This window comes from Albidovulum sediminis (genome assembly GCF_025380365.1).
Classification (GTDB): Bacteria; Pseudomonadota; Alphaproteobacteria; order Rhodobacterales; family Rhodobacteraceae; genus Albidovulum; species Albidovulum sediminis.
Genome location: NZ_JAOCQF010000001.1, coordinates 1,964,974 through 1,988,203, shown reverse-complemented (window position 1 = coordinate 1,988,203; position 23,230 = coordinate 1,964,974). Strand labels below are relative to the sequence as shown.

Annotated in this window: 24 protein-coding genes; 15 read left to right on the top strand and 9 right to left on the bottom strand. The window is 67.5% G+C overall.

Translation table 11 applies throughout. The features are described 5' to 3' along the window. Positions 1–93 precede the first annotated feature (93 nt). Positions 94–261, top strand: coding sequence for a 50S ribosomal protein L33 (rpmG, locus tag N5I32_RS09775; RefSeq protein ID WP_017928995.1), 168 nt, complete (start codon positions 94–96; stop codon positions 259–261). Positions 262–402: 141 nt separating this feature from the next. Here the strand turns inward: rpmG and N5I32_RS09770 are convergent, their stop codons facing one another. Next, positions 403–1,176, bottom strand: coding sequence for a Bax inhibitor-1/YccA family protein (locus N5I32_RS09770; RefSeq protein WP_261495300.1), 774 nt, complete (start codon positions 1,174–1,176; stop codon positions 403–405). Positions 1,177–1,288: 112 nt separating this feature from the next. After that, positions 1,289–1,498 (bottom strand): YjiS-like domain-containing protein, encoded by a 210-nt coding sequence (locus N5I32_RS09765; RefSeq protein ID WP_261495298.1) that lies wholly within the window; start codon positions 1,496–1,498, stop codon positions 1,289–1,291. Between the two features lie 119 nt (positions 1,499–1,617). Here N5I32_RS09765 and N5I32_RS09760 point away from each other — a divergent pair, with 119 nt between their 5' ends. After that, positions 1,618–2,478, top strand: a complete 861-nt coding sequence (locus tag N5I32_RS09760; RefSeq protein WP_261495296.1) for a LysR family transcriptional regulator — start codon at positions 1,618–1,620, stop codon at positions 2,476–2,478. Here the strand turns inward: N5I32_RS09760 and N5I32_RS09755 are convergent. Next, a complete protein-coding gene (locus N5I32_RS09755; protein WP_261495294.1) occupies positions 2,469–3,434 on the bottom strand; it encodes an NADPH:quinone oxidoreductase family protein in 966 nt (321 codons plus the stop codon). The two genes, N5I32_RS09760 and N5I32_RS09755, sit on opposite strands and share 10 nt — an antisense overlap. 336 nt (positions 3,435–3,770) lie before the next feature. Between N5I32_RS09755 and N5I32_RS09750 the strand changes: the two genes are divergently transcribed. The 4 genes from N5I32_RS09750 (at position 3,771) to N5I32_RS09735 (ending at position 7,890) form a co-directional block, all read left to right on the top strand. Next, entirely contained in the window at positions 3,771–4,133 is a 363-nt protein-coding gene (locus N5I32_RS09750; protein ID WP_261495293.1) for a helix-turn-helix domain-containing protein, read from the top strand. Between the two features lie 62 nt (positions 4,134–4,195). Further along, positions 4,196–5,002 (top strand): histidinol-phosphatase, encoded by an 807-nt coding sequence (gene hisN / locus N5I32_RS09745; protein ID WP_261495292.1) that lies wholly within the window; start codon positions 4,196–4,198, stop codon positions 5,000–5,002. 151 nt (positions 5,003–5,153) lie between these two features. Beyond that, the gene (locus N5I32_RS09740; RefSeq protein WP_261495290.1) at positions 5,154–6,491 is read left to right on the top strand and encodes an 8-oxoguanine deaminase; all 1,338 of its coding nucleotides are present in this window, start codon (positions 5,154–5,156) and stop codon (positions 6,489–6,491) included. 148 nt (positions 6,492–6,639) lie between these two features. Next, a complete protein-coding gene (locus N5I32_RS09735) occupies positions 6,640–7,890 on the top strand; it encodes a flavin monoamine oxidase family protein (RefSeq protein WP_261495288.1) in 1,251 nt (416 codons plus the stop codon). 1 nt (position 7,891) lies between these two features. Here N5I32_RS09735 and guaD read toward each other — a convergent pair whose 3' ends face one another. Beyond that, positions 7,892–9,172, bottom strand: coding sequence for a guanine deaminase (guaD, locus tag N5I32_RS09730; RefSeq protein ID WP_261495976.1), 1,281 nt, complete (start codon positions 9,170–9,172; stop codon positions 7,892–7,894). 134 nt (positions 9,173–9,306) lie between these two features. On the opposite strand from guaD, the gene mgtE reads away from it, so the two are divergent. The 4 genes from mgtE to N5I32_RS09710 all read left to right on the top strand — a co-directional run bounded on the left by mgtE (position 9,307) and on the right by N5I32_RS09710 (position 14,027). Next, positions 9,307–10,692, top strand: a complete 1,386-nt coding sequence (gene mgtE, locus N5I32_RS09725; protein ID WP_261495286.1) for a magnesium transporter — start codon at positions 9,307–9,309, stop codon at positions 10,690–10,692. Further along, positions 10,689–11,243, top strand: coding sequence for a 5-formyltetrahydrofolate cyclo-ligase (locus tag N5I32_RS09720; protein WP_261495284.1), 555 nt, complete (start codon positions 10,689–10,691; stop codon positions 11,241–11,243). Before mgtE ends, N5I32_RS09720 begins: the two co-directional genes overlap by 4 nt. A 111-nt stretch (positions 11,244–11,354) precedes the next feature. Continuing rightward, the gene (locus N5I32_RS09715) at positions 11,355–12,569 is read left to right on the top strand and encodes a multidrug effflux MFS transporter (RefSeq protein WP_261495282.1); all 1,215 of its coding nucleotides are present in this window, start codon (positions 11,355–11,357) and stop codon (positions 12,567–12,569) included. 63 nt (positions 12,570–12,632) lie between these two features. Then, complete coding sequence (locus tag N5I32_RS09710) at positions 12,633–14,027, top strand: helix-turn-helix domain-containing protein (RefSeq protein WP_261495280.1); 1,395 nt, start codon at positions 12,633–12,635, stop codon at positions 14,025–14,027. Between the two features lie 2 nt (positions 14,028–14,029). Here the strand turns inward: N5I32_RS09710 and N5I32_RS09705 are convergent, their stop codons facing one another. Then, the gene (locus N5I32_RS09705; protein ID WP_261495279.1) at positions 14,030–14,269 is read right to left on the bottom strand and encodes an HP1242/YdcH family protein; all 240 of its coding nucleotides are present in this window, start codon (positions 14,267–14,269) and stop codon (positions 14,030–14,032) included. 196 nt (positions 14,270–14,465) lie between these two features. Here N5I32_RS09705 and N5I32_RS09700 point away from each other — a divergent pair, with 196 nt between their 5' ends. Continuing rightward, a complete protein-coding gene (locus tag N5I32_RS09700) occupies positions 14,466–15,596 on the top strand; it encodes an aminodeoxychorismate synthase component I (protein ID WP_261495277.1) in 1,131 nt (376 codons plus the stop codon). After that, entirely contained in the window at positions 15,560–16,186 is a 627-nt protein-coding gene (locus N5I32_RS09695; protein ID WP_261495275.1) for an aminotransferase class IV family protein, read from the top strand. Before N5I32_RS09700 ends, N5I32_RS09695 begins: the two co-directional genes overlap by 37 nt. A 5-nt stretch (positions 16,187–16,191) precedes the next feature. Here N5I32_RS09695 and N5I32_RS09690 read toward each other — a convergent pair whose 3' ends face one another. The 4 genes from N5I32_RS09690 to betI form a co-directional block, all read right to left on the bottom strand. After that, positions 16,192–16,731, bottom strand: a complete 540-nt coding sequence (locus N5I32_RS09690; RefSeq protein ID WP_261495273.1) for a DUF1003 domain-containing protein — start codon at positions 16,729–16,731, stop codon at positions 16,192–16,194. Positions 16,732–16,816: 85 nt separating this feature from the next. Continuing rightward, the gene (gene betA / locus N5I32_RS09685; RefSeq protein WP_261495271.1) at positions 16,817–18,472 is read right to left on the bottom strand and encodes a choline dehydrogenase; all 1,656 of its coding nucleotides are present in this window, start codon (positions 18,470–18,472) and stop codon (positions 16,817–16,819) included. 10 nt (positions 18,473–18,482) lie between these two features. Further along, positions 18,483–19,502 carry a pyridoxal-phosphate dependent enzyme gene (locus N5I32_RS09680; protein ID WP_261495270.1) on the bottom strand — a complete coding sequence of 340 codons (1,020 nt, stop codon included), beginning with the start codon at positions 19,500–19,502 and terminating at the stop codon, positions 18,483–18,485. Between the two features lie 5 nt (positions 19,503–19,507). Continuing rightward, positions 19,508–20,083: a choline-binding transcriptional repressor BetI gene (gene betI, locus N5I32_RS09675; RefSeq protein ID WP_261495268.1), complete on the bottom strand. Its 576-nt coding sequence runs from the start codon at positions 20,081–20,083 to the stop codon at positions 19,508–19,510. 209 nt (positions 20,084–20,292) lie between these two features. Between betI and choX the strand changes: the two genes are divergently transcribed. The 3 genes from choX (at position 20,293) to choV (ending at position 23,230) form a co-directional block, all read left to right on the top strand. Then, positions 20,293–21,219 carry a choline ABC transporter substrate-binding protein gene (gene choX / locus N5I32_RS09670; RefSeq protein ID WP_261495266.1) on the top strand — a complete coding sequence of 309 codons (927 nt, stop codon included), beginning with the start codon at positions 20,293–20,295 and terminating at the stop codon, positions 21,217–21,219. A 95-nt stretch (positions 21,220–21,314) separates the two neighbouring features. Then, on the top strand, positions 21,315–22,175 hold the full coding sequence (gene choW, locus N5I32_RS09665) for a choline ABC transporter permease subunit (RefSeq protein ID WP_261495264.1): 861 nt from the start codon (positions 21,315–21,317) through the stop codon (positions 22,173–22,175). Beyond that, complete coding sequence (gene choV, locus N5I32_RS09660) at positions 22,172–23,230, top strand: choline ABC transporter ATP-binding protein (protein WP_261495262.1); 1,059 nt, start codon at positions 22,172–22,174, stop codon at positions 23,228–23,230. Before choW ends, choV begins: the two co-directional genes overlap by 4 nt.

Here is a 23,230-nt window from a genome sequence, read left to right as displayed (position 1 = left end):
CTGTTGACTCTGCCGCTGCCATCCGTAAAAGGCGGGCTTCAAGGAATTTGCGGGCTGCGCCGATCGTGCCATGTCCGAAGCAGGAGAACGACAATGGCGAAGCCGACGACGATCAAGATCCGTCTGAACTCGACGGCGGGCACCGGGCACTTCTACGTGACCAAGAAGAACGCCCGCACCATGACCGAAAAGATGGTCGTGCGGAAGTACGACCCGGTCAAGCGTGAGCATGTCGAATACAAGGAAGGCAAGATCAAGTAGGATCTGCCCGTCCGCAGGATCAGGGGCCGCGCGTTTGCGCGGCCTTTTGCTTTGCGGGGGGCGCGATCCGACGCGGGCGCTGCACAAACGAAAAGGGCCGGGGAAATCCCCGGCCCATCGTCATTGCGGTGTTCCCCGCGATCACTCGCGGTTGCCCATGAACTGCAACAGGAACATGAACATGTTGATGAAGTCGAGGTAGAGGTTCAGCGCCCCCATGATCGCCGACTTCGCCAGCCACTCCTGATCGCCGTGCTGGGCGTGCTCGATGTAGGTGGTCTTGATCTTCTGCGTGTCGTAGGCGGTGAGGCCCGCGAAGATCAGGACGCCAAGCGCCGAAATCGCGAAATGCATCGCCGAGGAGGCGAGGAAGATGTTCACGATCGAGGCCAGAAGCAGGCCGATCACGCCCATGATCAGGAACGATCCCCAGCCGGAGATGTCCTTCTTCGTCGTGTATCCCCAAAGCGACAGGCCCGCGAAGGCGATCGCGGTGATGAGGAAGGTCTGAACGATCGACACGCCGGTGAAGACGGCGAAGATCCAGCTGATCGACACGCCCATCGCCGCGGCGAAGGTGTAGAAGAAAAGCTGCGCGCCGGCCGCCGAGATGCGGTTGATCATCGCGCCGAAGGCGAAGACCATGATCAGCGGCAGGAACATGATCACCCACTTGAGCGGCGAGGCATAAAGCGCATAGCCGACATCGGTCAGATAGCGGGTGGCCCCGATCTGGTAGGCGGTGGGTGTATCCGTCACGGTCAGTCCGCCAAGGGCCCATGCGGCCGCGGCGGTCAGCACCATGCCCACGGACATCAGTCCGTAGACCTTGTTCATATGGGCGCGAAGCCCTTCGTCGATCGCGAGCGCACCGGTCCCCACCCGGCCAGCGCGGATCGTGTCAAAATCAGCCATCAAAGCCTCCTGCTGCGTTTCCTTTGGTGGCGGCCCTTTCGGGCCACCCCTTCCAGCGGAATATCGGGAAGCCTGCCCTCGATTTCAAGTTTTTCCGGGCCGCCGGGCGGATTTACCTGAGCCATGTCTTCGGAACGTCCCAGACCGGCCGCGCGGCTTCGGCGCGGGCCTCGTCCGCGGTCAGGCCGATATCCTCCAGAAGACGATCGTCGAGGTCGCGGAGCGCGTGGCGCTGACGGGCCAGGGGAAACATCAGGGAAAGGCGGCGCAGAAGGCCCGGCCGGCGCCGGGTGGGGGCGGAACGGGTGAGGTGAAGGTCCATTTCAACTTCTCCTTTTGTGATGGATGCGATCACTTGCATGATCGTTCTTGATTAATATCGGCGATCGTGGTCTATTTTGAAAATGAATGTTCGTTGCTGACTTCATCACGGATCGTGATATGCCCAGAAACCTTGACCTCACCTCGCTCAGGGCCTTCGCCACCGTCGCCGACGCCGGCGGCGTTACCCGCGCTGCCGGGCTTCTGAACCTGACGCAGTCCGCCGTCTCTATGCAGATCAAGCGGCTGGAGCAGTCGCTGGGACAGGAATTCTTCGCCCGCGCCGCGCGCCGACTGACGCTGACGCCGGAGGGCGAGCAGCTTCTGGGCTATGCGCGCCGGATGCTCGAGCTGAACGACGAGGCGCTGAGCCGGCTGACCGACAGCGCCTTCGAAGGCGAACTCAGGCTGGGCGTGCCCCACGACATCGTCTATCCGGCGATCCCGCGCATCCTAGCCCGGTTCGCCGCGCTTTACCCGCGCGTGCGCATCAACCTGGTGTCGTCATTCACCAACCTGATGCACGAGTCCTTCGTGCGCGGCGAACTTGACCTGATGCTGACCACGGAGGAGGCGATCGACCCGCGGGGCGAGGAACTGGCCGCGCGCGATCTGATCTGGATCGGCGTCGAGGGCGGGGCAGCCGGGCAGAGGCGGCCGCTGAGGCTGGGGTTCGAGGAGGTCTGCCGCTATCGCGCGCTGGCGCAGAACGCGCTCGACGCCGCTGGCATCCCCTGGGAGATGGGGTTCACCGGCCGCTCCAACGAGGCGGCACTTGCGCTTGTCGCCGCCGATCTGGCGGTCACCGTCCGCATGCGGGGCAGCGAGCCGCGCGACGCCGTTGACATAGGCGAGGCCTGCGGCCTTCCGCCGCTGGGCAGGGCGCGCATCGGGCTTTACGACGCCGGCGCCCAGAAAGGGCCCGTCGTCGAGGCGCTCAAGGCCGATCTGCGGCGGGCGTACTGCCAAGCCTATTGCTGATCGACCCGGATCACCACCTTGCCGGTGGAGCGGCGGTCCCTGAGCAGGGCCAGCCCTTCGGTCGCGCGCTCAAGCGGCAGCACGTGGCTGACATGCGGGTGCAGCCGCCCGGCCTCGTACCAGCGCATCAGTTCCGCTAGCGAGGCGGACAGCAGGTCGGGGCGGAAGGTCCGGTAGCCCCCCCAGTAGAAGCCGATCAGCGTCAGGTTCTTGACCAGCAGGTGGTTGGCCGGAACCTGCGGCACCTTCCCCGATGCGAACCCGATCGCCAGCAGCCGCCCGTCCGGCCGCGTCGCGCGCAGCGCCGCCTGGAACAGGTCGCCGCCGACGGCGTCATAGACGACATCAGCCCCGCCCAGCGCCTTGACCTCGGCGCGCAGATCGGCCGTCGCGTCGATCAGATGGTCGGCGCCCGCCCGCGCGGCGACCGCCAGCTTGTCCTGCCCCCGCGCGACCGCGATCACCCGCGCGCCCAGGATCTTGCCGACCTCGACGGCGGTCAGGCCCACCCCGCCCGCCGCGCCCAGGACCAGCAGCGTCTCTCCGGGCTGGATGCGGGCGCGGTGGGTCAGCGCCAGATGGCTTGTGCCGTAGGCGACAAGAAAGCCCGCCGCCTGTTCGAAAGGCATGCCGTCGGGCAGAACTACGCAGGCAGAGCCAGGCACACAGACATGGCCGGCAAGCCCCCCGGACCCTGCAAAGGCGGCGACCCGGGTGCCGGGCGGGGGTCCCGCGGTGCCCGGGCCTGCTGCATCCACCGTTCCTGCGACCTCCATGCCCAGAGTGAAGGGCGGGCGCGGGCAGTCCTGGTAGGTGCCGTCGATCATCAGCAGGTCGGCAAAATTGAGCCCGCAGGCGGTTACGCGAATACGCACTTCGCCGGGGCCGGGCTGCGGTTCGGGGGTGTCGACCAGCGCGGGAAGGGAACCGAAGTCTGAAATCTGCAGGCTTTTCATGGGTACTCCGTGCTTTGGCGAAAGATAGCCGCAGTGCAGAAAAAGGTCCAAGCAAAGAATATTTGCATAATGCAAAACATCCTATGGGAGATTTTTGCGTTTTGTATTGCAAAATGATAATCTGCCTATACGTGAGCGTTGCAGATTCAGAATTCGTTTCTGGATAGTGCGCGATCCGGTATACAAAAGGTCAGGACGAGATTGATCGTTAAGCAACTTGCCCAGTTACCAACCCGGTTTGAACTCTCTTTTGGACTGTTGTCAGCATTTGGCACGATCCTTGCTTCTATATGGGTATGCGCTGCCTGCAGCGCCGAGAGGGGAATGGAGTAGAAGATGAAGCATCCCGTTGACGTCCATGTCGGAAAGCGCGTCCGTCATCGCCGCTGGATGGTCGGAATGACCCAGCAGCAACTGGCTGACAAAGTGGGCATCAAGTTCCAGCAGATCCAGAAATACGAAACGGGCATGAACCGCATCTCCGCTTCGCGTCTCTGGGACATCGCGGATGCCTTGTCGGTGCCGATCGCCTTCTTCTTCGAAGGGCTCGATTCCCGCATCGCACCGGCCGAGGACGTTGCCGGCGATATCCTGGCGGACAAGGAAGCGCTGCTCCTGGTGCGGTCCTACTATGCGATCCCCGAGGCACAACGCCGCCGTCTCTTCGATCTGGCCAAGGTTCTCTCCGACGCCGCCTGAGGAGAGGCATTGACGCCAGACGACACGAACACTACCCCCGGCGTGACAACGCCGAGGAACAGATGGCCAGATTGACCCTTTCTCCCGATGGCCGCCGCTCGGTGATTGCGACTGCACATCGCATCGCCGATGCGGCGCGCCGCGAGACCTTGGCCCACTTCCGCTCCCCAACCCTGACGGTAGAAAGCAAGCTCGCATCCGGCTTCGATCCGGTAACGGCGGCCGATCGCGCGGCCGAAGCCGCGATGCGCGCGATCCTGGCCCAGGAACGTCCGGACGATGCGATCTTCGGCGAGGAGATGGGCCGCAGCGCGGGCACCTCCGGCCTGACCTGGGTGCTCGACCCCATCGACGGCACGCGCGCCTACATGTCGGGGACGCCGACCTGGGGCGTGCTGATCGCGCTGTCCGACGGCGATGGGCCCTTTCTGGGGGTGATCGACCAGCCCTTCATCGGCGAGCGGTTCGTGGGCGGGCTCGGCCTGGCCGAAGTCCGGGGTCCACAAGGTCGGCAGCAACTGGCGACCCGGCCGCCGCGCCCGCTTTCGGATGCGGTGCTTTTCACCACCTTCCCCGAGGTCGGCACGCCCGAAGAAGGGGCCGCCTTCCGCCGCGTTTCCGCGCACGCCCGGCTGACGCGCTACGGGATGGACTGCTACGCCTACGCGCTTCTGGCTGCGGGGCAGATCGACCTCGTGATCGAGGCGGGGCTTTCGGCCTACGACATCCAGGCCCCGATCGCCGTGATCGAGGCCGCGGGGGGCATCGTCACCGACTGGCAGGGCGGGCCTGCCCATGCGGGCGGGCGGGCGATCGCGGCGGCGAACCCGGCCGTGCACGCCGAGGCGCTGGCCCTGCTTGCCGGGTGAGATTTGCGGGTTTCCGCAGAAGGTATTTGCGCGGCTTGCGGGTAGAAGATCGCGCGCCGTCCCTCTATGATGGCGCTGCCGGGCGAGTCCTTCCCCCTTCTGTCGCCCGGCCGTTCCCGATCCGCCGAAGGGGTGGCGAAAAGGGGAACGCATGTCCGAAATCCTGATCCGCAATGCCGATGTCGTAGTGACGATGGATGCCGCGCGCCGGGAAATCGCGCGGGCTGACGTGCTGCTGCGCGGCGGCGTGATCGCCGCGGTGGGGCAGGGGCTGGCCACCAGCGGCGAGGTCGTCGAGGCGCGGGGCTGCGTTGTGACACCCGGCCTCGTCAACACGCATCATCACCTTTACCAGACCCTCACACGCGCGGTCCCCGGCGGGCAGGACGCACTTCTTTTCGGCTGGCTCAGGACGCTTTATCCGATCTGGGCGCAGTTCGGACCCGAGGAGATGCGGATATCCGCGCTGGCGGGGCTGGCGGAACTGGCGCTTTCGGGCTGCACGATGACCTCCGACCACCTCTATCTCTATCCCAACGGGGCGCGGCTCGAGGATACGATCGACGCCGCGCGCGAGATCGGGCTGCGCTTCCACCCCACCCGCGGCGCCATGTCGATCGGCGAAAGTGCCGGCGGCCTGCCACCCGATGCGCTGGTCGAGGAGGAAGCGGCGATCCTGCGGGACATGGAGCGGGTGGTGGACGCCTTCCATGACCCGGCCGAGGGCGCGATGGTGCGCGTGGGGCTGGCGCCCTGTTCCCCCTTCTCGGTCAGCCGCGACCTGATGCGCGAGGCGGCGGCTCTGGCGCGCGACAAGGGTGTGATGCTGCACACCCATCTGGCCGAGAACGACGAGGACATCGCCTATTCGCTGTCGCGCTTCGGCTGTCGTCCGGGCCAGTATGCCGAGGATCTGGGCTGGACCGGCGACGATGTCTGGCATGCCCATTGCGTCAAGCTCGATGGTTCGGAAATTGAACTTTTTGCCCGTAGCCGGACCGGGGTTGCCCATTGTCCATGTTCGAATTGTCGCCTTGGCTCCGGTATCGCGCCGGTGCGCGGGATGCGCGACCGGGGCGTGAAGGTGGGTTTGGGCGTCGACGGTTCGGCCTCGAACGACGCGGGCAACCTGATTGCGGAGGCGCGCCAGACGCTGCTTTTGCAGCGTGTCGCGCGGGGGGCGGACGCGATGAGCGCGCGCGAGGCCCTGGAGATCGCGACGCTGGGGGGCGCGCGGGTGCTGGGGCGTGGTGACTGCGGGTCGCTGGAGCCCGGCAAGCGCGCCGACATCGCCGTCTGGGATGTATCGGGCATCGAGGCGGCGGGCAGTTGGGACCCGGTGGCGGCCCTGATCCTGTGCGGACCGTCACGGGTGCGCGACCTGTTCGTCGAGGGTCGGCAGGTGGTCCGGGACGGGCATGTCGCGACCGTCGATCTGGGCCGTTTGGTCGAAACCCAGAACCGCCTCGCCCGGCGGCTGGCCGGGTAGGCCGGGGGGCCGTCTGCCCCCCGGACCCCCCGAGGATATTTGGGAAAAGTAGAAGGGGGCAGGGCGGCATGCCGCGGTTGCGGCCACCTGCATCCATCGCCTAAAAAGGTCGCAGGCGCCCGCTGCGGGCGCGGCGAGGGGGGTGAGGATGACGGCCGATGTCGTGATCGTCGGGGCGGGGGCCGCCGGCGTTGGCGCGGCGCTCGAGCTGCGCGACAGGGGCATGTCCTGCGTCGTTCTCGAAGCGGCGGACCGCATTGGCGGGCGTGCCTTCACCGATCGCCGGTCGCTGCCCGGTCACTGGGACCGGGGGTGCCAGTGGCTGCATTGCGCCGACGTCAACCCCCTGGTGCCCTGGGCCGACCGGCTGGGAGTGGCATATGACCGCGCACAGTCGCGCACACGGCGTGCGCACTGGCGTGGCGGGCGGCGGCTGTCGCAGGCAGAGTCGGCGCAGATCGACGCCCGCACCGACGCGGGGTTCGAGGCTGTCTATGCCGCAGCCCGGCAAGGTCGCGAGATGCCGGTGTCGGCGGCGCTGGCCGAGGGCGGCCACGACGATCCCTTCCTGCTTTACATGATACGGCTGATGGCCTGCGACGAGCCGGAGCGGGTGTCGGCGCGGGGCTATGCGGCCTATGCGGATACGGGCGTGAACTGGATCGTGCGATCAGGCTACGGCGCGCTGGTCGAACGGATGGCCGAGGGGCTTGGAGTGCGTACGGGCGTTGCTGTCCGGGCCATCGCGGAGCGGCCGGGCGGGGTGCGCGTGGAGACCTCGGCCGGATCGGTCGATGCCCGCGCGGCGATCGTCACGGTGTCGACGAACGTTCTGCTTTCAGGTGCCATTGCCCTGCCCAAGGGCGAGGTGCGCGGTGTCCTCGACCTCATGGCCGATGTGCCCTGCGGGTGCTACGAGAAGGTCGCCGTCGCGCTGCGGCGGCTACCCGACGGGCTTGGCGAGACGGACGGCATCGCCGTGGATACAGGTGAGCCCGGCCGGGCGCCCTATGTGCAGGTCCTGCCGGGCGAGGCGCCGAAGATGATCCTGCACATGGCGGGCGATCTGGCGCGCGAGCTGTCCGGTCATGGCGAGGCCGCCATGACCGACTTTGCCCTGTCGGTGCTGAAGGGCGCATTCGGGGCGGGGTTCGGTGACCTTGTCGCAGCGACGGCCGTGACGGGATGGGGGCAAGATCCGTTGGTGAGGGGCGGCTACAGCTATGCCGCCGCAGGCCGTGCGGAGAGTCGGGACCGGATGATCGAGGCCGACGCGGGCCGGATCGCCTTTGCGGGGGAGGCGTTCTCTCGTCACTGGCAGGCAACTGCGCACGGCGCCTACCAGAGCGGGCGTGACGTCGCCGCGCGCCTTGCGTCGGGGTATCTGCGCCGGGCGTGACTCAGGCGGGCCTGCCGCCGACAAGCACCGCCTTCACCGCCCGGTCGTCCCCCATCATGATCGTCGGGAACACCGCTTCCCAGATGTCCCGCGCCCGGGCGGCGCGCTGGGCGATGGCGGGGGTCGAGGCGAGGTCGATGACGACGATGTCGGCCTCCATCCCCGGCGCGAGGTTGCCGATGCGGTCGTCGGCGCGCAGCGCGCGGGCGGATCCTTGCGTGGCCAGCCACCAGAGCTCGGCCGGGTGCAGCGCGCGATGGCGCAGTTGCGCGACCTCGTAGGCGGCCGCCATGGTCCTGAGCATCGAGAAGCTGGACCCGCCGCCGGTGTCGGTGGCCAGCCCCACGCGGTAGCCGCCGCGGGTCATCCCGTCCATGTCGAAAAGGCCCGAGCCGATGAAGGTGTTCGAGGTCGGGCAGTGGATCAGGCTTGCGTCCGCCTCCTTCAGGCGCGCGTGTTCGCGCGGTTCGAGATAGATCGCGTGGCCGAAAAGCGCGCCGGGGCCGACGAGGCCGAAGCGTTCGTAGGTGTCGAGATAGTCGCGCGCGTCCGGGAAAAGGGATCGGACCCAGGCCACCTCGTCGGTCTGCTCGCTCAGGTGGGTCTGCATCAGGCAGCCGGGGCTTTCGGACCAGAGCGCCCCCATCGCCTCAAGCTGCGCCTCGGTCGAGGTGGGGGAGAAGCGGGGGGTGACGACGTAGTTCAGCCGCCCGACCCCGTGCCAGCGGTCGCGCAGGTGGCGGCTGTCGTCATAGGCCGATTGCGGCGTGTCGCGGAGCCCCTCGGGCGCGTTGCGGTCCATGCAGGTCTTGCCCGCATAGGCGCGCACCCCGCGACGCTCCGCCTCGGCAAAGAAGGCCTCCACGCTTTCGGGGTGGATGGTGCAGTAGGAGCAGACCGTGGTGGTGCCGTTCGCCAGCGTCAGGTTGAAATAGGTTTTCGCGATCGCCGCCGCATAGGCGGGGTCGGCAAAGCGCATCTCCTCGGGGAAGGTGTAGCTGTTCAGCCAGTCGATCAGACGCTTGCCCCAGCTGGCGATCATCGCGGTCTGGGGATAGTGCACATGCGCGTCGATGAAGCCCGCCGAGATCAGCGCGTCGCCGTGGTCGGTCACGCGGGCGTCGGGATGAGCGCGGCGCAGGTCGTCCGCCTCGCCCACCGCGGCGATGCGGCCTCCCTCGATCAGCACGCCGCCGCGCGCCGAATGCCGCGCCGCGCCAGGGCCTTCGGTCGTGGGGTTGCCTTCGAACCGGAGGGTCTGGCCAATCAGAAGTTCCGCCATGTCGTGCGCCGTCCCTGTCATGTCACTGTCGCGCGGGCAGTCTAGGGCCAAGTTGGTTGCGGGGGAATCCGCCCTTTGCCCCTGTTTCTTTGAAAGTCCTTCCGATAATGTCGCGCCAATCGCGGGGGAGATGAATGACGGACGCGCAAGAGATCGAGCTTGACCGCGACGAGGATGAATATGCGCTCGACGAAAAGGTCGTGAGCGCGATTCTCGATGCGGTCAGCGCGGGCGATGCCGCCGCGATCGACACGCTGATGGAGCCGCTTCACGCGGCTGACATCGCCGACCTGCTGGAACAGATCGGGTCGTCGGACCGGGCCGCGCTCCTGGCGCTCTGGTCGCGTGGGATCGACGGCGAGATCCTGTCCGAACTCGACGAGTCCATCCGCGAGGAGGTGATCCAGGCGCTACCGGCGGAGGTTCTGACCGAAGCCGTCCGCGAGCTGGATTCCGACGATGTCGTCGACCTGCTGGAAGACCTTGAGGAGCCGCAGCAGGAGCGGGTCCTGGAGGCGCTGGAGGACAGCGACCGCGCGGCCGTCGAACAATCGCTGACCTATCCGGAATATTCCGCCGGCCGCCTGATGCAGCGTGAGGTCGTAACCGCACCCGAACACTGGACGGTGGGCGACGCGATCGACTTCCTGCGCACCGCCGAGGAATTGCCGGACCAGTTCTACCACGTCATCCTTGTCGATCCGCGCTGGCACCCGGTGGGCTATGTCACGCTGGGCAAGCTCCTGTCGTCGCGCCGGGACGTGCCGCTCATGGCCATTACCGAGGACAGCTTCCGCACCATGGGCGTGCTGGAGGAGGAAGGCGACGTCGCCTATGCCTTCAACCAGTATCACCTGATCTCGGCGCCGGTCGTGGACGGGGACGGGCGGCTGGCCGGTGTCATCACCATCGACGACGCGATGGCCGTCCTGGACGAGGAGCACGAGGAGGACGTCCTGCGTCTGGCCGGCGTGGGCGAGGAAAGCTCCATCTCGGACGGGGTGATCGATACGGTGCGCCAGCGGACGCCGTGGCTGCTGGTCAACCTGTTCACCGCCAACATCGCCGCGCTGGTGATCGCCCAGTTCGCCCATACGATCGAGGCGGTGGTGGCCCTTGCTGCCCTGATGCCGATCGTCGCCTCTATGGGCGGCAATGCGGGGACGCAGTCGCTGGCCGTGGCGGTGCGGGCGCTGGCCACCAAGGACCTGACCGGCTCCAACGCGGGCCGGGTCGTCCGGCGTGAGGCGATGGTGGGCGCGATCAACGGGTTCGTCTTTGCGCTGATCATGGGGCTTGTCGGCTACCTTGCCTACGGCTCCTGGCTTCTGGGCGGCGTTCTGGGGGCGGCGATGGTCATCAACCTTGTCGTCGCCGCGCTGGCGGGCGTTCTGGTGCCGCTGACGCTCGAACGGTTCGACCTCGACCCGGCGCTGGCTTCGGGCACGTTCGTGACCACGATGACCGATGTGGTCGGCTTCTTCGTCTTCCTGGGGCTGGCGACGGTGATCCTTCTATGACCCTGTCAGAGATCAAGGCGGCGGCGCGGGCCGAGGCCTTTGGGCGCCGCAAGGCGGCCTTCGCGGAGCGGTCCGCAGATGATTGCCGCTTCCTGAGAGAGGTGTTGGAAGACCACGCGGGCGAACCGCTGGCCGGCTACATGCCAATGCGGACCGAGATCGACTGCCTGCCCGCGATGGCGGCGCACCCCGGGCCGGTGGGCGTGCCGGTCATCCTTGGCGCTGGGCAGGCGCTGAAGTTCCGGCAATGGCATCCCGGCGCGGAGATGGTCGCGGGGGAGTTCGGCGCGCTCATCCCCGAAACCGGGGACTGGGTGGAACCACGCGTGCTGATCGTGCCACTTCTGGCATTCGACCGGCGCGGATTCCGTTTGGGTTACGGCGGCGGATTCTATGACCGCACGCTCGAAGGGTTGCGCGGGAAGGGACAGGTCACGGCCATCGGCTTTGCCTTTGCCGCGCAGGAAATGGCCGAAGTTCCGATCGAGGCGACCGACCAGCCGCTCGATCTGATCGTGACCGAACGCGGCGTGCTAGCGCCGGGGCGCTGACGCGGCTCCACCCTCCCGCGGCCCGGTGACGCCGGCGGCAGGCTGGCCGGAACGGGGCACGCCGGCGAATTCGCTGTGGACAAGACCGGGGCACGGTCCTAGCAGTCAGCCATGGAAACGCGCCCCCACATCCGGTTTCTGAACCGCGCCACGCCGCCGCACATCACGACCCTGATCCTGATCGCCGGGATATCGGCGCTGTCGATGAACATCTTCCTGCCCTCGCTCCCGGCGATGGCGAAGACGTTCAAGACCGATGCGCATGTGATGAACCTCGCCATTGCCGGCTATCTCGGGGTCAACGCGCTTTTGCAGGTGCTGATCGGGCCGGTCGCGGACAGGGTCGGGCGTAGGCCCGTGATCCTTGCCGGGCTCGCGATCTTCATCCTCGCCACGCTCGGCTGTGTCTTTGCCCCGACCATCGAGTTGTTCCTGATGTGCAGGATGGTGCAGGCGGTGATCGCGGTCTGTTTCGCGGTGTCGCGCGCGATGATCCGCGACATGGTTCCGCCGGAGGAGGCGGCCTCGATGATCGGCTATGTCACCATGGGCATGGCGATCGTGCCGATGATCGGGCCGGCCATCGGGGGCGAGCTGGACCGCGCCTTCGGCTGGCAGGCAAGCTTCTGGGCGCTGGCCATCGCGGGGACCGCGATCGCGCTCATATCCTGGGCCGATCTGGGTGAGACGCAGGCCCGCCGCCCCTCGGGTCTGGCCAGCCAGATGCGCGAATATCCCGAACTTCTCGCCTCGCCGCGGTTCTGGGGCTACTGCATGGCCTCCGCACTCTGTTCGGGCGCGTTCTTCGCCTATCTGGGCGGCGCGCCCTTCGTCGGAACCGAGGTGTTCGGCCTGGCCAGCGACCGGTTGGGCTACTTCATCGGCGCGCCCGCATTGGGCTATGCGCTGGGCAACTACCTGTCGGGCCGCTTCTCGCGTCAGGCGGGGATCGACCGGATGGTGCTGTGGGGCGCGATCATCACGCTTGCCGGGACCGCGCTGTCGCTGCTCCTGACCTATGCGGGTGCCACCAACGCCTGGACCTTCTTCGGATTCATGACCTTCGTCGGCCTCGGAAACGGCATGGTCATCCCGAACGCCACATCGGGCATGCTGTCGGTGCGCCCCCATCTGGCCGCGACCGCCTCGGGCCTTGGCGGGGCGATGATGCTCGGGGGCGGGGCAATCCTCTCGGCCCTCGCCGGGGCGGTTCTGGCGCCGGGAACCGGGGCCGCGCCGCTTCAGTGGATCATGGCGCTGACCTCGGCCGCCGCGGTCCTGTCCGCGCTTCTCGTCATCGCGCGGCGGCGGGCGATCGGACGCTGACCGCTTGCGCGGAGGGTTTGCAAAGCCTACCGTCCGGTTTGGCAAACCCACCCGGAGACACCCATGGCCACGCGAAAGCTCTATGCCGGCGTCAAGCTGAGGGAGACGCGCGGCAGGCTTGGGCTGACGCAGCGGGCCTTTGCGCAGAAGCTTGGCGTTTCGCTGCCCTACCTCAACCAGATGGAAAACAACCATCGCCCGGTGTCGACGGCGGTGGTGCTGGCGCTGGCGGGCGAATTCGGCCTTGACGTGACCGAGCTTTCCTCGGGCGATGCCGAACGCATCGTCACCGACATGCGCGAAGCTCTCGCCGATCCGGTCTTTGCCGACATTGCCCCGCCGCTGGCGGACCTGAGGCTGACGGCCTCGAACGCGCCGGCCTTCGCGCGGGCCTTCCTGGAACTGCACCGCGCCTATCGGCAAAGCCACGAACGCCTCGCCTCGCTGGACGAGGCGTTGGGTCGCGAGGATGCCGCCTCGCTCGCCTCGCCCTGGGAAGAGGTGCGGGACTTCTTCCACTACTGCGACAACTACATCGACGCGGTCGACCGCGCTGCGGAACGGTTCGCGACCTCCGACGGGTGGCCCGCAGACCCGGTTGCGCGGGCGGTCGAGGTGATGGCGTCACGCGGGGTGGAGGTTGCGTTCGCCGATGCGCCTGCGTTGCGCATGGCCGAGGCGGGACGGCTGACCGTATCGACGCGCGCGGCGGCGCCCACGCAGCGGTTCCAGATCCTGCATCAACTGGCGCTTCTGACCCACGACGACCTCATCGAGGCGACCCTCGATCTGGCCCGCTTCCAGTCCGAGGCGGCGCGGTCGATCGCCAAGATCGGACTGGCCAACTACTTCGCCGGCGCCGCCCTTTTGCCCTACCGCGCGTTCCTGGAGGCCGCGGGCGAGTCGCGGCATGATCTGGAACGGCTGGCCGACCGCTTCGGCGCCTCGATCGAGCAGGTCGCGCACCGGCTTTCCACCCTGCAAAGGCCGGGGCTGAAGGGCATCCCCTTCTTCTTCGTCCGGGTCGATCAGGCGGGCACGATCACCAAGCGCCATTCGGCCACGCGCCTGCAATTCGCCCGCTTCGGCGGCGCCTGTCCGCTCTGGAACGTGCATCAGGCGTTCGAGACGCCGGGCCGGTTCCTGCGCCAACTGGCAGAAACGCCGGACGGTGTCCGCTATCTGTGCCTTGCGCGCGACATCTCGAAGGCGGGCGGGTCCTTCAACGCCCCGGTGCGGCGCTTCGCGATCGGTCTTGGCTGCGAGATCAGCCACGCCAAGGGGCTGGTCTATGCCGACGACCTCGACCTGTCGAATGCACGCGCCTACGAGCCCATCGGGATTTCCTGCCGAATCTGCGAGCGGCGGGGATGCCATCAGCGGTCTGTCCCGCCGCTCGAGCGAAGGCTTCGGGTCGATCCCGACCGGCGCGGCCTTCTGCCTTACGAGGTGGAGTGACCTCAGGCGTCGGCGAGCATCTTCGCGATCTCGTCCTTGAGCGCGGCGCGCTTCTTGCGCATCAGCGTCTCGGTCATGCCATCCACCGGTTCCACATTCGTTTCGGCCCGGTGCACCTGTCGGTTGAGGTCGTGGTACTCGTCCGCAAGTCGCGCGAAGTGGGCATTGGCGGTCTTCAGTTCGTGGATCTTCTCCACCAGGCCCGGAAATTCCTCGGCCAGTTCGTGCGGGGTGTTGGACATCGCGTTCTCCTGTCATCCATGTCTTCGCTAGTATCCTAGTGGGCGCCGTGGCGGGCCACTTTGACACGGGTCAAATCGCAAACGCCGCGAATGCGCGCAAAAGCGGCGTGAGCATGCTTGCGAAGCGGACGCGGGCGGGCGAGGGTGCCGCGCGAACCTGCCCCACCCATCCGGCACCGGGTGCCCAAGTCGACCGATGATCCTTCTTGAAAACGGACCCCTTGGCGAAGCCGCGCTGTTTGCCGGCCCGGCGCGCGTGATCCGCGCCGATGCGGCTCACGAGGTTGACGCGGCGCTGGATGCGCTTGACGCGGCGCGGGCAGGCGGGGCCTGGCTCGCGGGATATGCAAGCTACGAACTGGGCCTCGCGCTTGAACCGAAGCTCGCGCCGCTGATGCCCGCGCGGCCCGGCGGCCCGCTCTTGCACTTCGGTGTCTACGACGCGCCCGTATCGGCCGTCGCGGCGCTGGCGCAGGCGGGGGCCGAGGCGCCGGGCGCCGCGCTTGGTCATCCGGTCCCGGCGTGGGACAGGACCGCGCATGCCGGGGCGGTCCGCCGCGTGCGGGATTACATCGCGGCGGGCGATGTCTACCAGGTCAACCTGACCATGCAGATGACCGTCGCCGCTTCGGGCACGCCGCTTGGCATCTACGGGGCCTTGCGGCAGCGCCAGCCGGTCGCCCATGGCGCCGTGGTTGCCCTTCCCGACGCGCCGGTGATCCTGTCCCGCTCGCCGGAACTGTTCTTCGCCACCGACGCCACGGGGCGGATGGAGACGCGCCCGATGAAGGGCACCGCGCCCCGCGCCTCCAACCCCGCCCATGACGCTGCGCTGAAGCTTGGATTGCAGGAAAGCGCAAAGGACCGCGCCGAAAACCTGATGATCGTCGATCTCCTGCGCAACGACATCTCGCGCATCGCGCGGGTCGGGTCGGTGCGCGTGCCCGCGCTCTACGCCATCGAAAGCTATGCGACAGTGCATCAGATGGTCAGCCACGTGACCGGGGAACTGCTGCCCGGCACGACGCCTTCTGCCCTGTTCCGCGCCCTATTTCCCTGCGGTTCGATCACCGGCGCCCCCAAGATTCGGGCGATGGAGATCATCCGCGAGCTTGAGGCCGGCCCGCGCGGCGTCTATTGCGGCGCGATCGGCTGGATCGGTCCGGATGGCGCCTCGGCCTTCAACGTGGCGATCCGCACGCTGACGATGGGCGAGGGCATGGCAACCTTCGGCGTGGGGGGTGGTATCGTGATCGATTCGACCGCCGACGGAGAATGGGAGGAGGCGCTGTGGAAAGCCCGCTTTGCCGACCTGGCACCCGCCTGATCGAAACCTTTGGCTGGGACGGCGCGCGCTTCCTGCGGCTGGAGGCGCATCTGGCGCGGGCGCGGGCCTCGGCCTCGGCCCTCGGCTTTCGTTGGGACGGCGAAGGGATTGCCGCAGTCCTTGCGGAGGTGAAGGGGCCGGTCCCGCTCAGGGTGCGCCTGACCATCGGCCGCGCGGGTGACGCGCAGGTGACGACCGCGCCGCTGTCCCCCGGCCCGGCCCGGTGGATGGTCGGGCTTGCGGCGGAACGCCTGGCGTCGGACGCGCCGCTCCTGCGTCACAAAACGACGGAACGCGCGATCTACGACCGGGTGCGCACGACCCTGCCCGAGGGCCTGGACGAGGTGATCTTTCTCAACGAGCGGGACGAGGTCTGCGAGGGGACGATCACCAATGTCTTCGTCGAACGGGACGGGGCGCTGCTGACGCCGCCCCTGTCCTGCGGGCTTCTGCCCGGGGTGCTGCGCGCGGAGCTTCTCGCTTCCGGCCGGGCGCGGGAAGCGGTGCTGCGGCGCGACGACCTGTTCGGCGCGCGGGTCTTCATCGGGAATGCGCTGCGCGGTCTCATTCCGGCGGTCGCCGCCGGCTGACCGGCTCAGGACTGCCGCCGGGGGTCGGCCATCGCCTCGATGCGCGCCTCGAGCGTGCGGAAATGCTCCACCAGCTCATGCTGCCGCAGCGCGTCGAGCTTTTCGTGCAGGCGCATGATCTCAAGCTCTGCCTTCAGGTTCACCTCGTAGTCATGCGCCGCGGCCAGCCTGTCCTTGGCCGCCTGTCGGTTCTGCGACATCATGATGACCGGCGCCTGCACGGCCGCCAGCATCGACGGGATGAGGTTCAGAAACACGAACGGATAGGGATCGGGCGGCACGGTCAACAGCCAGGCGTTCACCCCGACCCACCCGAGGATGACGCAGGCAAACAGCAGGATGAAGGTCCAGGACCCGCCGAAGGCCGCGACGCGGTCGGCGATGCGCTGGCCCATCGTCAGCCGTTCGTGAAAACTTTCGTTGACGTTGCGCGAGATGGCGGCGCGGGACGCGATCCGCCGCAGAACGCGCTGCTCGCGTTCGGGCAGATCCTCATAGCCCCGGCTCAGCAGGCGCTCGGCCAGTTCGCGCACCGTCTCGTCCATCCCTGCCTCCGCAATCCCGCACGGGCGTCATGCTAGCAAATCGGACGGAGGCACAAAATACGACGCTTCGGCCCCGGCGCTGACGCTACCTCTGCGCCGTGCGCCAGTGTGGGCTGGTCCAAGGTTCCGAGTTCGCCGGCGACAGCGTGCCCTTGCCGAGGATGTGGTCCGACGCTTTTTCGCCCACCATGATCGAGGGGGCGTTGAGGTTGCCGTTGGTGATCCGCGGGAAGATCGAGCTGTCGGCAACGCGCAGCCCCTCCACCCCGATCACGCGGCATTCCGGGTCGACCACCGCCATCGGGTCGTCGCGCCTGCCCATCCGCGCGGTGCCGCAGGGGTGATAGGCGCTTTCGGCGTGCTCGCGGATGAAGGCGTCGATCTCCGCGTCGCTCGCGACCGCGGCGCCGGGCTGGATCTCGTGCCGGACGAAGGGCGCAAAGGCCTCCTGCGCGAAGATTTCGCGGGTCAGCCGCACACATTTGCGGAATTCGCTCCAGTCGTCGGGATGCGACATGTAGTTGAAGAAGATCCGCGGCGCGGCCTTCGGGTCGGCGGACTTCAGCGTGATCGCGCCCCGCGACTTCGAACGCATCGGCCCGACATGGGCCTGGAACCCGTGCCCCTCGGCCGCCGCCTTGCCGTCATAGCGCACCGCGATGGGCAGGAAGTGATACTGGATGTCGGGATAGTCGACGCCCTTGTCTGAGCGGATGAAGGCACAGCTTTCGAACTGGTTCGACGCGCCGATGCCGCCCCCGGTCAGCAGCCAGTGCGCGCCGACCCATGCCTTGCCGAACAGGTTCCAGTATTTGTAAAGCGTGATCGGCTGTCGCGAGGCGAACTGCATGTAGATTTCAAGGTGATCCTGCAGGTTCGCGCCGACGCCGGGCCGGTCCGCCACCACGGCGATCCCGTGTTCGGCCAGATGGGACGCCGCGCCGATCCCCGAGAGCATCAGGATCTTCGGCGTGTTGATCGAGGAGGCGGCCAGCACCACCTCGGCCCGCGCCCGGATCACCTCGACCGCCCCGCCGCGCTCGACCTCGACCCCGGTGGCACGGCCGCCCTCGATCACCACGCGCCGGGCGAAGGCCCGCACCAGCGTGCAGTTCGGCCGCTTCAGTGCGGGTTTCAGATAGGCGTTGGCCGCCGACCAGCGACGGCCCTTGAAGATCGTCGCCTCCATCGCGCCGAAGCCTTCCTGCTTCTGCCCGTTGTAGTCCGACGTCACCTCGTAGCCGGCCTGACGGCCCGCTTCCACGAAGGCATGGAAAAGCGGGTTGGTGCGCGGCCCGCGGGTCACATGCAGCGGGCCGGAGGTGCCGCGGAACTCGCCCGGCTCGCCGTTGCCGCCGTGCCAGGTCTCCATCCGCCGGAAGTAGGGCAGCACATCGGCATAGGACCAGCCCGCCGCGCCGCTTTCGGCCCAGTGGTCGAAGTCGCGCGCATGACCGCGCACGAAGACCATGCCGTTGATCGAGGACGAGCCCCCGATCACCTTGCCGCGCGGCGTGGCCAGCGTCCGGTTGCCCAGGTGCGGCTCCGGCTCGGTGCGGAAGCCCCAGTCGTACATCGGCATGTTCATCGGATAGGACAGCGCGCCCGGCATCTGGATGAAGGGGCCGGCGTCCGACCCGCCGTGTTCGATCACGATCACGGATCGTCCCGCCTCGCTCAGCCTGTAGGCCATGGCACAGCCGGCCGACCCCGCGCCCACGATCACATAATCCGCTTCCATCGTTCCGTTCCTAGCCTTTCTCGCCGACCAGGGCGGCAAAGCCCTCGAAGGCCACGTTGCCGCCGGTCGCGAAGACCAGCAGGTTCTTTCCGGCGACGGGCAGACGGCCCGCCAGCGCCGCCGCAAGCGCCACCGCGCCCGAAGGTTCGACCACGATCTTCAGCCGCTCGAAGGCAAAAAGCATGGCGCAGCGCACCTCGTCGTCGCCGACCGCAAGGCCGGTCACGCCGGCATGACGGGCCGCCGCAAAGGGCGCGGCGCCGGGTTCGGTCGCCTGCAGCGCATCGCAGATCGTGGCCGTGCCCGAGGCGACGCGCCGCCGCGCCCCCGCGGCCAGAGATTGCCCCATCGCGTCGTATCCCGCGGGTTCGACAGCGATCAGGCGAACGTCGGGGTCGGCCGCGCGAAAGGCGAGCGACACCCCGCCGATCAGGCCACCGCCGCCGACCGGGCAGGCGACCACATCGGCGCGCGCGCCCAGTTCCGCAAGCTGTTCAAGGGCTTCGAGCGCCGCCCCGGCCTGGCCCGCGACGATCGCCGGATCGTCGAACGGGTGCAGCAGGACCAGTCCCTCGGCCGACGCGATCTCGCGCGCAAGGGCAGATGCCGCCTCTTCCCGCGGGCGGTCGCCGTGATGGGACAGGACAACGCGGGCACCCATGGCCTCGGTCGCGCGGCGCTTTGCGTCGGGCGCGTCGACGGGCATGACGATGGTCACCGGCACGCCCTCTGCCCGGCCCGCCGCAGCCAGACCTTGCGCGAAATTGCCCGAGGAATAGGCGACGACACCGGCCCGCCGCTCCTCCGGCGACAGCCGCGTCAGGCGCCAGGTCGCGCCGCGGATCTTGAAGGATCCCGCGGTCTGCAGGCATTCGGCCTTGACGAAGGCGCGGGTCGCACCCGCCGCCTCGGCCAGCGCGGGCGAGGAAATGAGCGGCGTCCGCACCGTGACTCGACCTGTCGCGGCGAAGGCCTCTGCCAGTTCTGCGGGCGAGGGAATCCGGGGAAGGGGCTGGGCTGGCGCGGTCATGTCATTCAGCCCCGAAGCTCCAGCTTGATGTAGGACAGGACTTCTTCGGCCGCCGCAGTCGCGTCGGGCGAGGTCGACCGCAGCGCCTCGCGCAGGTAGACCCCGTCGATCAGCGCGCCGACGTGGCGCGCGACAGCGTCCGCTCGCGGGCCGATCAGCGGGCGCAATTCGTGGCAGAGGTTGGAATGCAGCCGGCGGTGATAGACCGACAGCAGCCGCTTGGCCTCGGGGATCGTCTGCGCAAGGACGTAGAAGTTGAGCCAGGCCCCGATGACCTCGCGCCGGAAATTGGTGGTGGAGAAACTGGCGCGGATGATGCCCGCGATCCGAGCCTTCGGCCCTTCGGCGGCCGTCAGCGCGCCGCGAACCTCGGCGCCGTAAAGCGTCAGGACGTGGCGCATGGCGGCCAAGAAGATCTGCTCCTTCGATCCGAAGTAGTGGTGCGCCAGCGCCGAGGACATGCCCGCCCGCTTGGCGATCTGGCTGACCGTCACGTCAAGCGACCCGGTCCGGCCGATCTCGACGATCGTCGCCCGGACCAGTGCCTCCTTGCGAATCGGTTCCATCCCGATCTTGGGCATACCGCTCTCCCTTGCTCCCGATAGCGCTACAAGACCGTTTGTTGACTCGTCAATCAAGAAAAATCGCGCATCACTGCGGCTTTGCCTCACGCGCCATGATCGCTTAGGCTTTGCGGGCGGGATGCAGCGGGAAACGAAAGATTCCGCTTGCCAGACTCGCCTAAGGTGCGGTTAATTGACGCGCCAATCAAGAAAACAGGGAGTGCCAGATGACCCTTCGTTCGACCCTTATTGCAGGCGCGGTCTTCCTCGCCGCCGCCCCGGCCCTGGCCGAGGGCTGCGACAAGGTGATCTTCTCAGACGTCGGCTGGACCGACATAACCGCCACGACCGCGGTGACCTCGACGATCCTCAATGCGCTCGGCTACGAGACCGACATCAAGGTTCTTTCCGTTCCGGTGACCTATACCGGCCTTGCCGAAGGCGACATCGACGTCTTCCTGGGCAACTGGATGCCGACGATGGAGGCCGACATCGCGCCCTATCGCGATGCAGGCACGGTCGAGACGGTGCGCGTGAACCTTGTCGGCGCCAAGTACACGCTGGCCACGAACGAGGCCGGTGCCGCGCTCGGCATCGCCGATTTCGCCGACATCGCCGCCAACAAGGACGCGCTCGAAGGCCAGATCTACGGGATCGAGCCCGGCAACGACGGCAACCGCCTGATCCTCGACATGATCGCCGCAAACGCCTTCGGCCTCGAAGGGTTCGATGTCGTCGAAAGCTCGGAGCAGGGGATGCTCGCCGAGGTCGAGAAGCACAACGCGGACGGCAAGCCGATCATCTTCCTCGGCTGGGAACCGCACCCGATGAACGCCAACTACACGATGACCTACCTTTCGGGCGGCGACGACTGGTTCGGCCCGAACTTCGGCGGGGCCGAGGTGGCGACCAACGTGCGGGCGGGCTACGTCGCCGAATGCCCGAACACGGGCAAGCTCCTGCAGAACCTCGAATTCTCGCTGGCCATGGAAAACGAGATCATGGGCGCCATCCTGAACGACGGCGAAGATCCCATGGATGCCGCCAAGGCGTGGCTTGCTGCGCATCAGGACGTGCTCGGCCCCTGGCTCGACGGCGTGACGACGAAGGACGGCGGCGACGCCATGGCCGCGGTCACGGCGGCGCTTCAGTAACTCCCTGTCGGGGCTGACGCCCGGACCAACTGATTGCGGCAACGAAACCCGTTGCCGCAACTTTACACACACAAGCGCGCAACGCGGGGGACAGGATGGACTGGCTGACACAGATCTGGCTGGGTCTCGTCACTGACGAGAAGATACCCGTCGGAAAGCTGTCGAAGGCGATCTTCGACTGGATGAAGGCCAACCTCAAATGGCTGTTCGACGGGGTCTCCGACGTGATGGAGGGCCTGATTGCGGGCATCCTCTGGGTGCTCGAGGCGCCTCATCCGCTGGTCCTGATCGCGCTGGCCGTCGCGCTGACCTGGTATCTCCAGCGCAACTGGAAGATCTGCGTCCTTGTCGGTCTCGGCTTCCTGTTCATCCTCGATCAGGGCTACTGGGACGAGACGATGGAAAGCCTGACGCTGATCCTGTCGTCCTGCGTGGTCTGCATGGGGCTTGGCGTGCCCATCGGCATCGCCGCAGCCCACCGTCCGCGCCTATACGCGGGCATGCAGCCGGTTCTGGACCTGATGCAGACGCTGCCGACCTTCGTCTACCTGATCCCGGCGATCGTGTTCTTCGGCCTCGGCATGGTGCCGGGCCTGATCGCAACGGTGATCTTCGTTGTACCCGCGCCGATCCGCCTGACGCATCTGGGCGTTTCCAATACCCCGAAGGCGCTGACCGAGGCGCTGACGGCCTTCGGCGCCACCAAGCGGCAAGTGCTGTTCAAGGCCGAACTGCCCTATGCGCTGCCGCAGATCATGGCCGGTCTCAACCAGACCATCATGCTGTCGCTGTCGATGGTGGTCATCGCGGCGCTGGTCGGGGCCGACGGCCTTGGCGTGCCGGTGGTGCGCGCGCTCAACTCCGTCAACACCGCGCTCGGGTTCGAGTCGGGCTTCGTGATCGTGGTCATCGCCATCGTCCTTGACCGCATGCTCCGCAAGGGAGACGCCAAATGAACGCCGCCTCCGAGATCACCGCGCCCGAGATCGCCGTCGAGTTCGACAAGGTCAACATCGTCTTCGGCGACCATCCCGAACGCGCCCTGCCGCTGATGGACCAGGGGCTGAGCCGGTCGGAAATCCAGAAGGCAACCGGCCAGATCCTCGGCGTACATGATTGCTCGCTGACCGTGGCGCGGGGGGAAATCCTTGTCCTGATGGGCCTGTCCGGATCGGGCAAGTCCACCCTTCTGCGCGCGGTCAACGGCCTGAACCCGGTCTGTCGCGGCGCCGTCACCGTCCATGACCGGGGCTGGAACTGCGAGGTCGGCGCGGCCAATTCCGTCGACCTCCTCCGCGTCCGGCGCGAGATCGTGGCGATGGTTTTCCAGCAGTTCGGCCTTCTGCCCTGGCGCACCGTGCGGGAAAACGTGGGCCTCGGGCTTGAACTGGCCGGGATGAATCCGGCCGAGATGCGCGACAAGGTCGATGCGCAACTTGCGCTCGTGGGGCTTTCCGAACGGGCGGACGCCAAAGTGGGCGAACTCTCGGGCGGCATGCAGCAGCGCGTGGGCCTGGCCCGCGCCTTCGTCACCGAGGCGCCGATCCTTCTGATGGACGAACCCTTCTCGGCGCTCGACCCGCTGATCCGCACCCGGCTTCAGGACGAGTTGCTGGAGCTTCAGGAAAAGCTGCACCGCACCATCATCTTCGTCAGCCACGATCTGGACGAGGCCTTCAAGATCGGCAACCGGATTGCGCTGATGGAGGGCGGGCGGATCGTCCAGTGCGGCACCGCGCGCGAGATCATCGCGAACCCGGTGTCGGACTATGTCGCGGACTTCGTCAACCACATGAACCCGCTGTCGGTCCTGACCGCGCGCGACGCGATCGAGCCGACGCCGAACGCCACGCCGACCGATGGCCAGACCGACATCGACACGCCGATCAAGGACGTCATGGCGCGCCTCCGGGACGAGACGCGCGCGCTTGAGGTCGTGGAGCATGGCCGGGTCGTTGGGCAGGTGTCGCGGCGGACGGTCATCGCCCGCCTGCTCGACCCGCGCGGCTGA

What these genes read in the sequence shown, in the direction of transcription:
- betA (WP_261495271.1), bottom strand. Translation starts at nt 18,472, where the DNA reads ATGGAAGCGGATTATGTGATCGTGGGCGCGGGGTCGGCCGGCTGTGCC.
- N5I32_RS09680 (WP_261495270.1), bottom strand. Translation starts at nt 19,502, where the DNA reads ATGACCGCGCCAGCCCAGCCCCTTCCCCGGATTCCCTCGCCCGCAGAA.
- N5I32_RS09715 (WP_261495282.1), top strand. Translation starts at nt 11,355, where the DNA reads ATGGAAACGCGCCCCCACATCCGGTTTCTGAACCGCGCCACGCCGCCG.
- N5I32_RS09740 (WP_261495290.1), top strand. Translation starts at nt 5,154, where the DNA reads ATGTCCGAAATCCTGATCCGCAATGCCGATGTCGTAGTGACGATGGAT.
- hisN (WP_261495292.1), top strand. Translation starts at nt 4,196, where the DNA reads ATGGCCAGATTGACCCTTTCTCCCGATGGCCGCCGCTCGGTGATTGCG.
- guaD (WP_261495976.1), bottom strand. Translation starts at nt 9,172, where the DNA reads ATGGCGGAACTTCTGATTGGCCAGACCCTCCGGTTCGAAGGCAACCCC.
- choX (WP_261495266.1), top strand. Translation starts at nt 20,293, where the DNA reads ATGACCCTTCGTTCGACCCTTATTGCAGGCGCGGTCTTCCTCGCCGCC.
- mgtE (WP_261495286.1), top strand. Translation starts at nt 9,307, where the DNA reads ATGACGGACGCGCAAGAGATCGAGCTTGACCGCGACGAGGATGAATAT.
- choV (WP_261495262.1), top strand. Translation starts at nt 22,172, where the DNA reads ATGAACGCCGCCTCCGAGATCACCGCGCCCGAGATCGCCGTCGAGTTC.
- rpmG (WP_017928995.1), top strand. Translation starts at nt 94, where the DNA reads ATGGCGAAGCCGACGACGATCAAGATCCGTCTGAACTCGACGGCGGGC.
- betI (WP_261495268.1), bottom strand. Translation starts at nt 20,083, where the DNA reads ATGCCCAAGATCGGGATGGAACCGATTCGCAAGGAGGCACTGGTCCGG.
- N5I32_RS09700 (WP_261495277.1), top strand. Translation starts at nt 14,466, where the DNA reads ATGATCCTTCTTGAAAACGGACCCCTTGGCGAAGCCGCGCTGTTTGCC.
- N5I32_RS09705 (WP_261495279.1), bottom strand. Translation starts at nt 14,269, where the DNA reads ATGTCCAACACCCCGCACGAACTGGCCGAGGAATTTCCGGGCCTGGTG.
- N5I32_RS09755 (WP_261495294.1), bottom strand. Translation starts at nt 3,434, where the DNA reads ATGAAAAGCCTGCAGATTTCAGACTTCGGTTCCCTTCCCGCGCTGGTC.
- N5I32_RS09750 (WP_261495293.1), top strand. Translation starts at nt 3,771, where the DNA reads ATGAAGCATCCCGTTGACGTCCATGTCGGAAAGCGCGTCCGTCATCGC.
- choW (WP_261495264.1), top strand. Translation starts at nt 21,315, where the DNA reads ATGGACTGGCTGACACAGATCTGGCTGGGTCTCGTCACTGACGAGAAG.
- N5I32_RS09710 (WP_261495280.1), top strand. Translation starts at nt 12,633, where the DNA reads ATGGCCACGCGAAAGCTCTATGCCGGCGTCAAGCTGAGGGAGACGCGC.
- N5I32_RS09770 (WP_261495300.1), bottom strand. Translation starts at nt 1,176, where the DNA reads ATGGCTGATTTTGACACGATCCGCGCTGGCCGGGTGGGGACCGGTGCG.
- N5I32_RS09760 (WP_261495296.1), top strand. Translation starts at nt 1,618, where the DNA reads ATGCCCAGAAACCTTGACCTCACCTCGCTCAGGGCCTTCGCCACCGTC.
- N5I32_RS09720 (WP_261495284.1), top strand. Translation starts at nt 10,689, where the DNA reads ATGACCCTGTCAGAGATCAAGGCGGCGGCGCGGGCCGAGGCCTTTGGG.
- N5I32_RS09735 (WP_261495288.1), top strand. Translation starts at nt 6,640, where the DNA reads ATGACGGCCGATGTCGTGATCGTCGGGGCGGGGGCCGCCGGCGTTGGC.
- N5I32_RS09765 (WP_261495298.1), bottom strand. Translation starts at nt 1,498, where the DNA reads ATGGACCTTCACCTCACCCGTTCCGCCCCCACCCGGCGCCGGCCGGGC.
- N5I32_RS09690 (WP_261495273.1), bottom strand. Translation starts at nt 16,731, where the DNA reads ATGGACGAGACGGTGCGCGAACTGGCCGAGCGCCTGCTGAGCCGGGGC.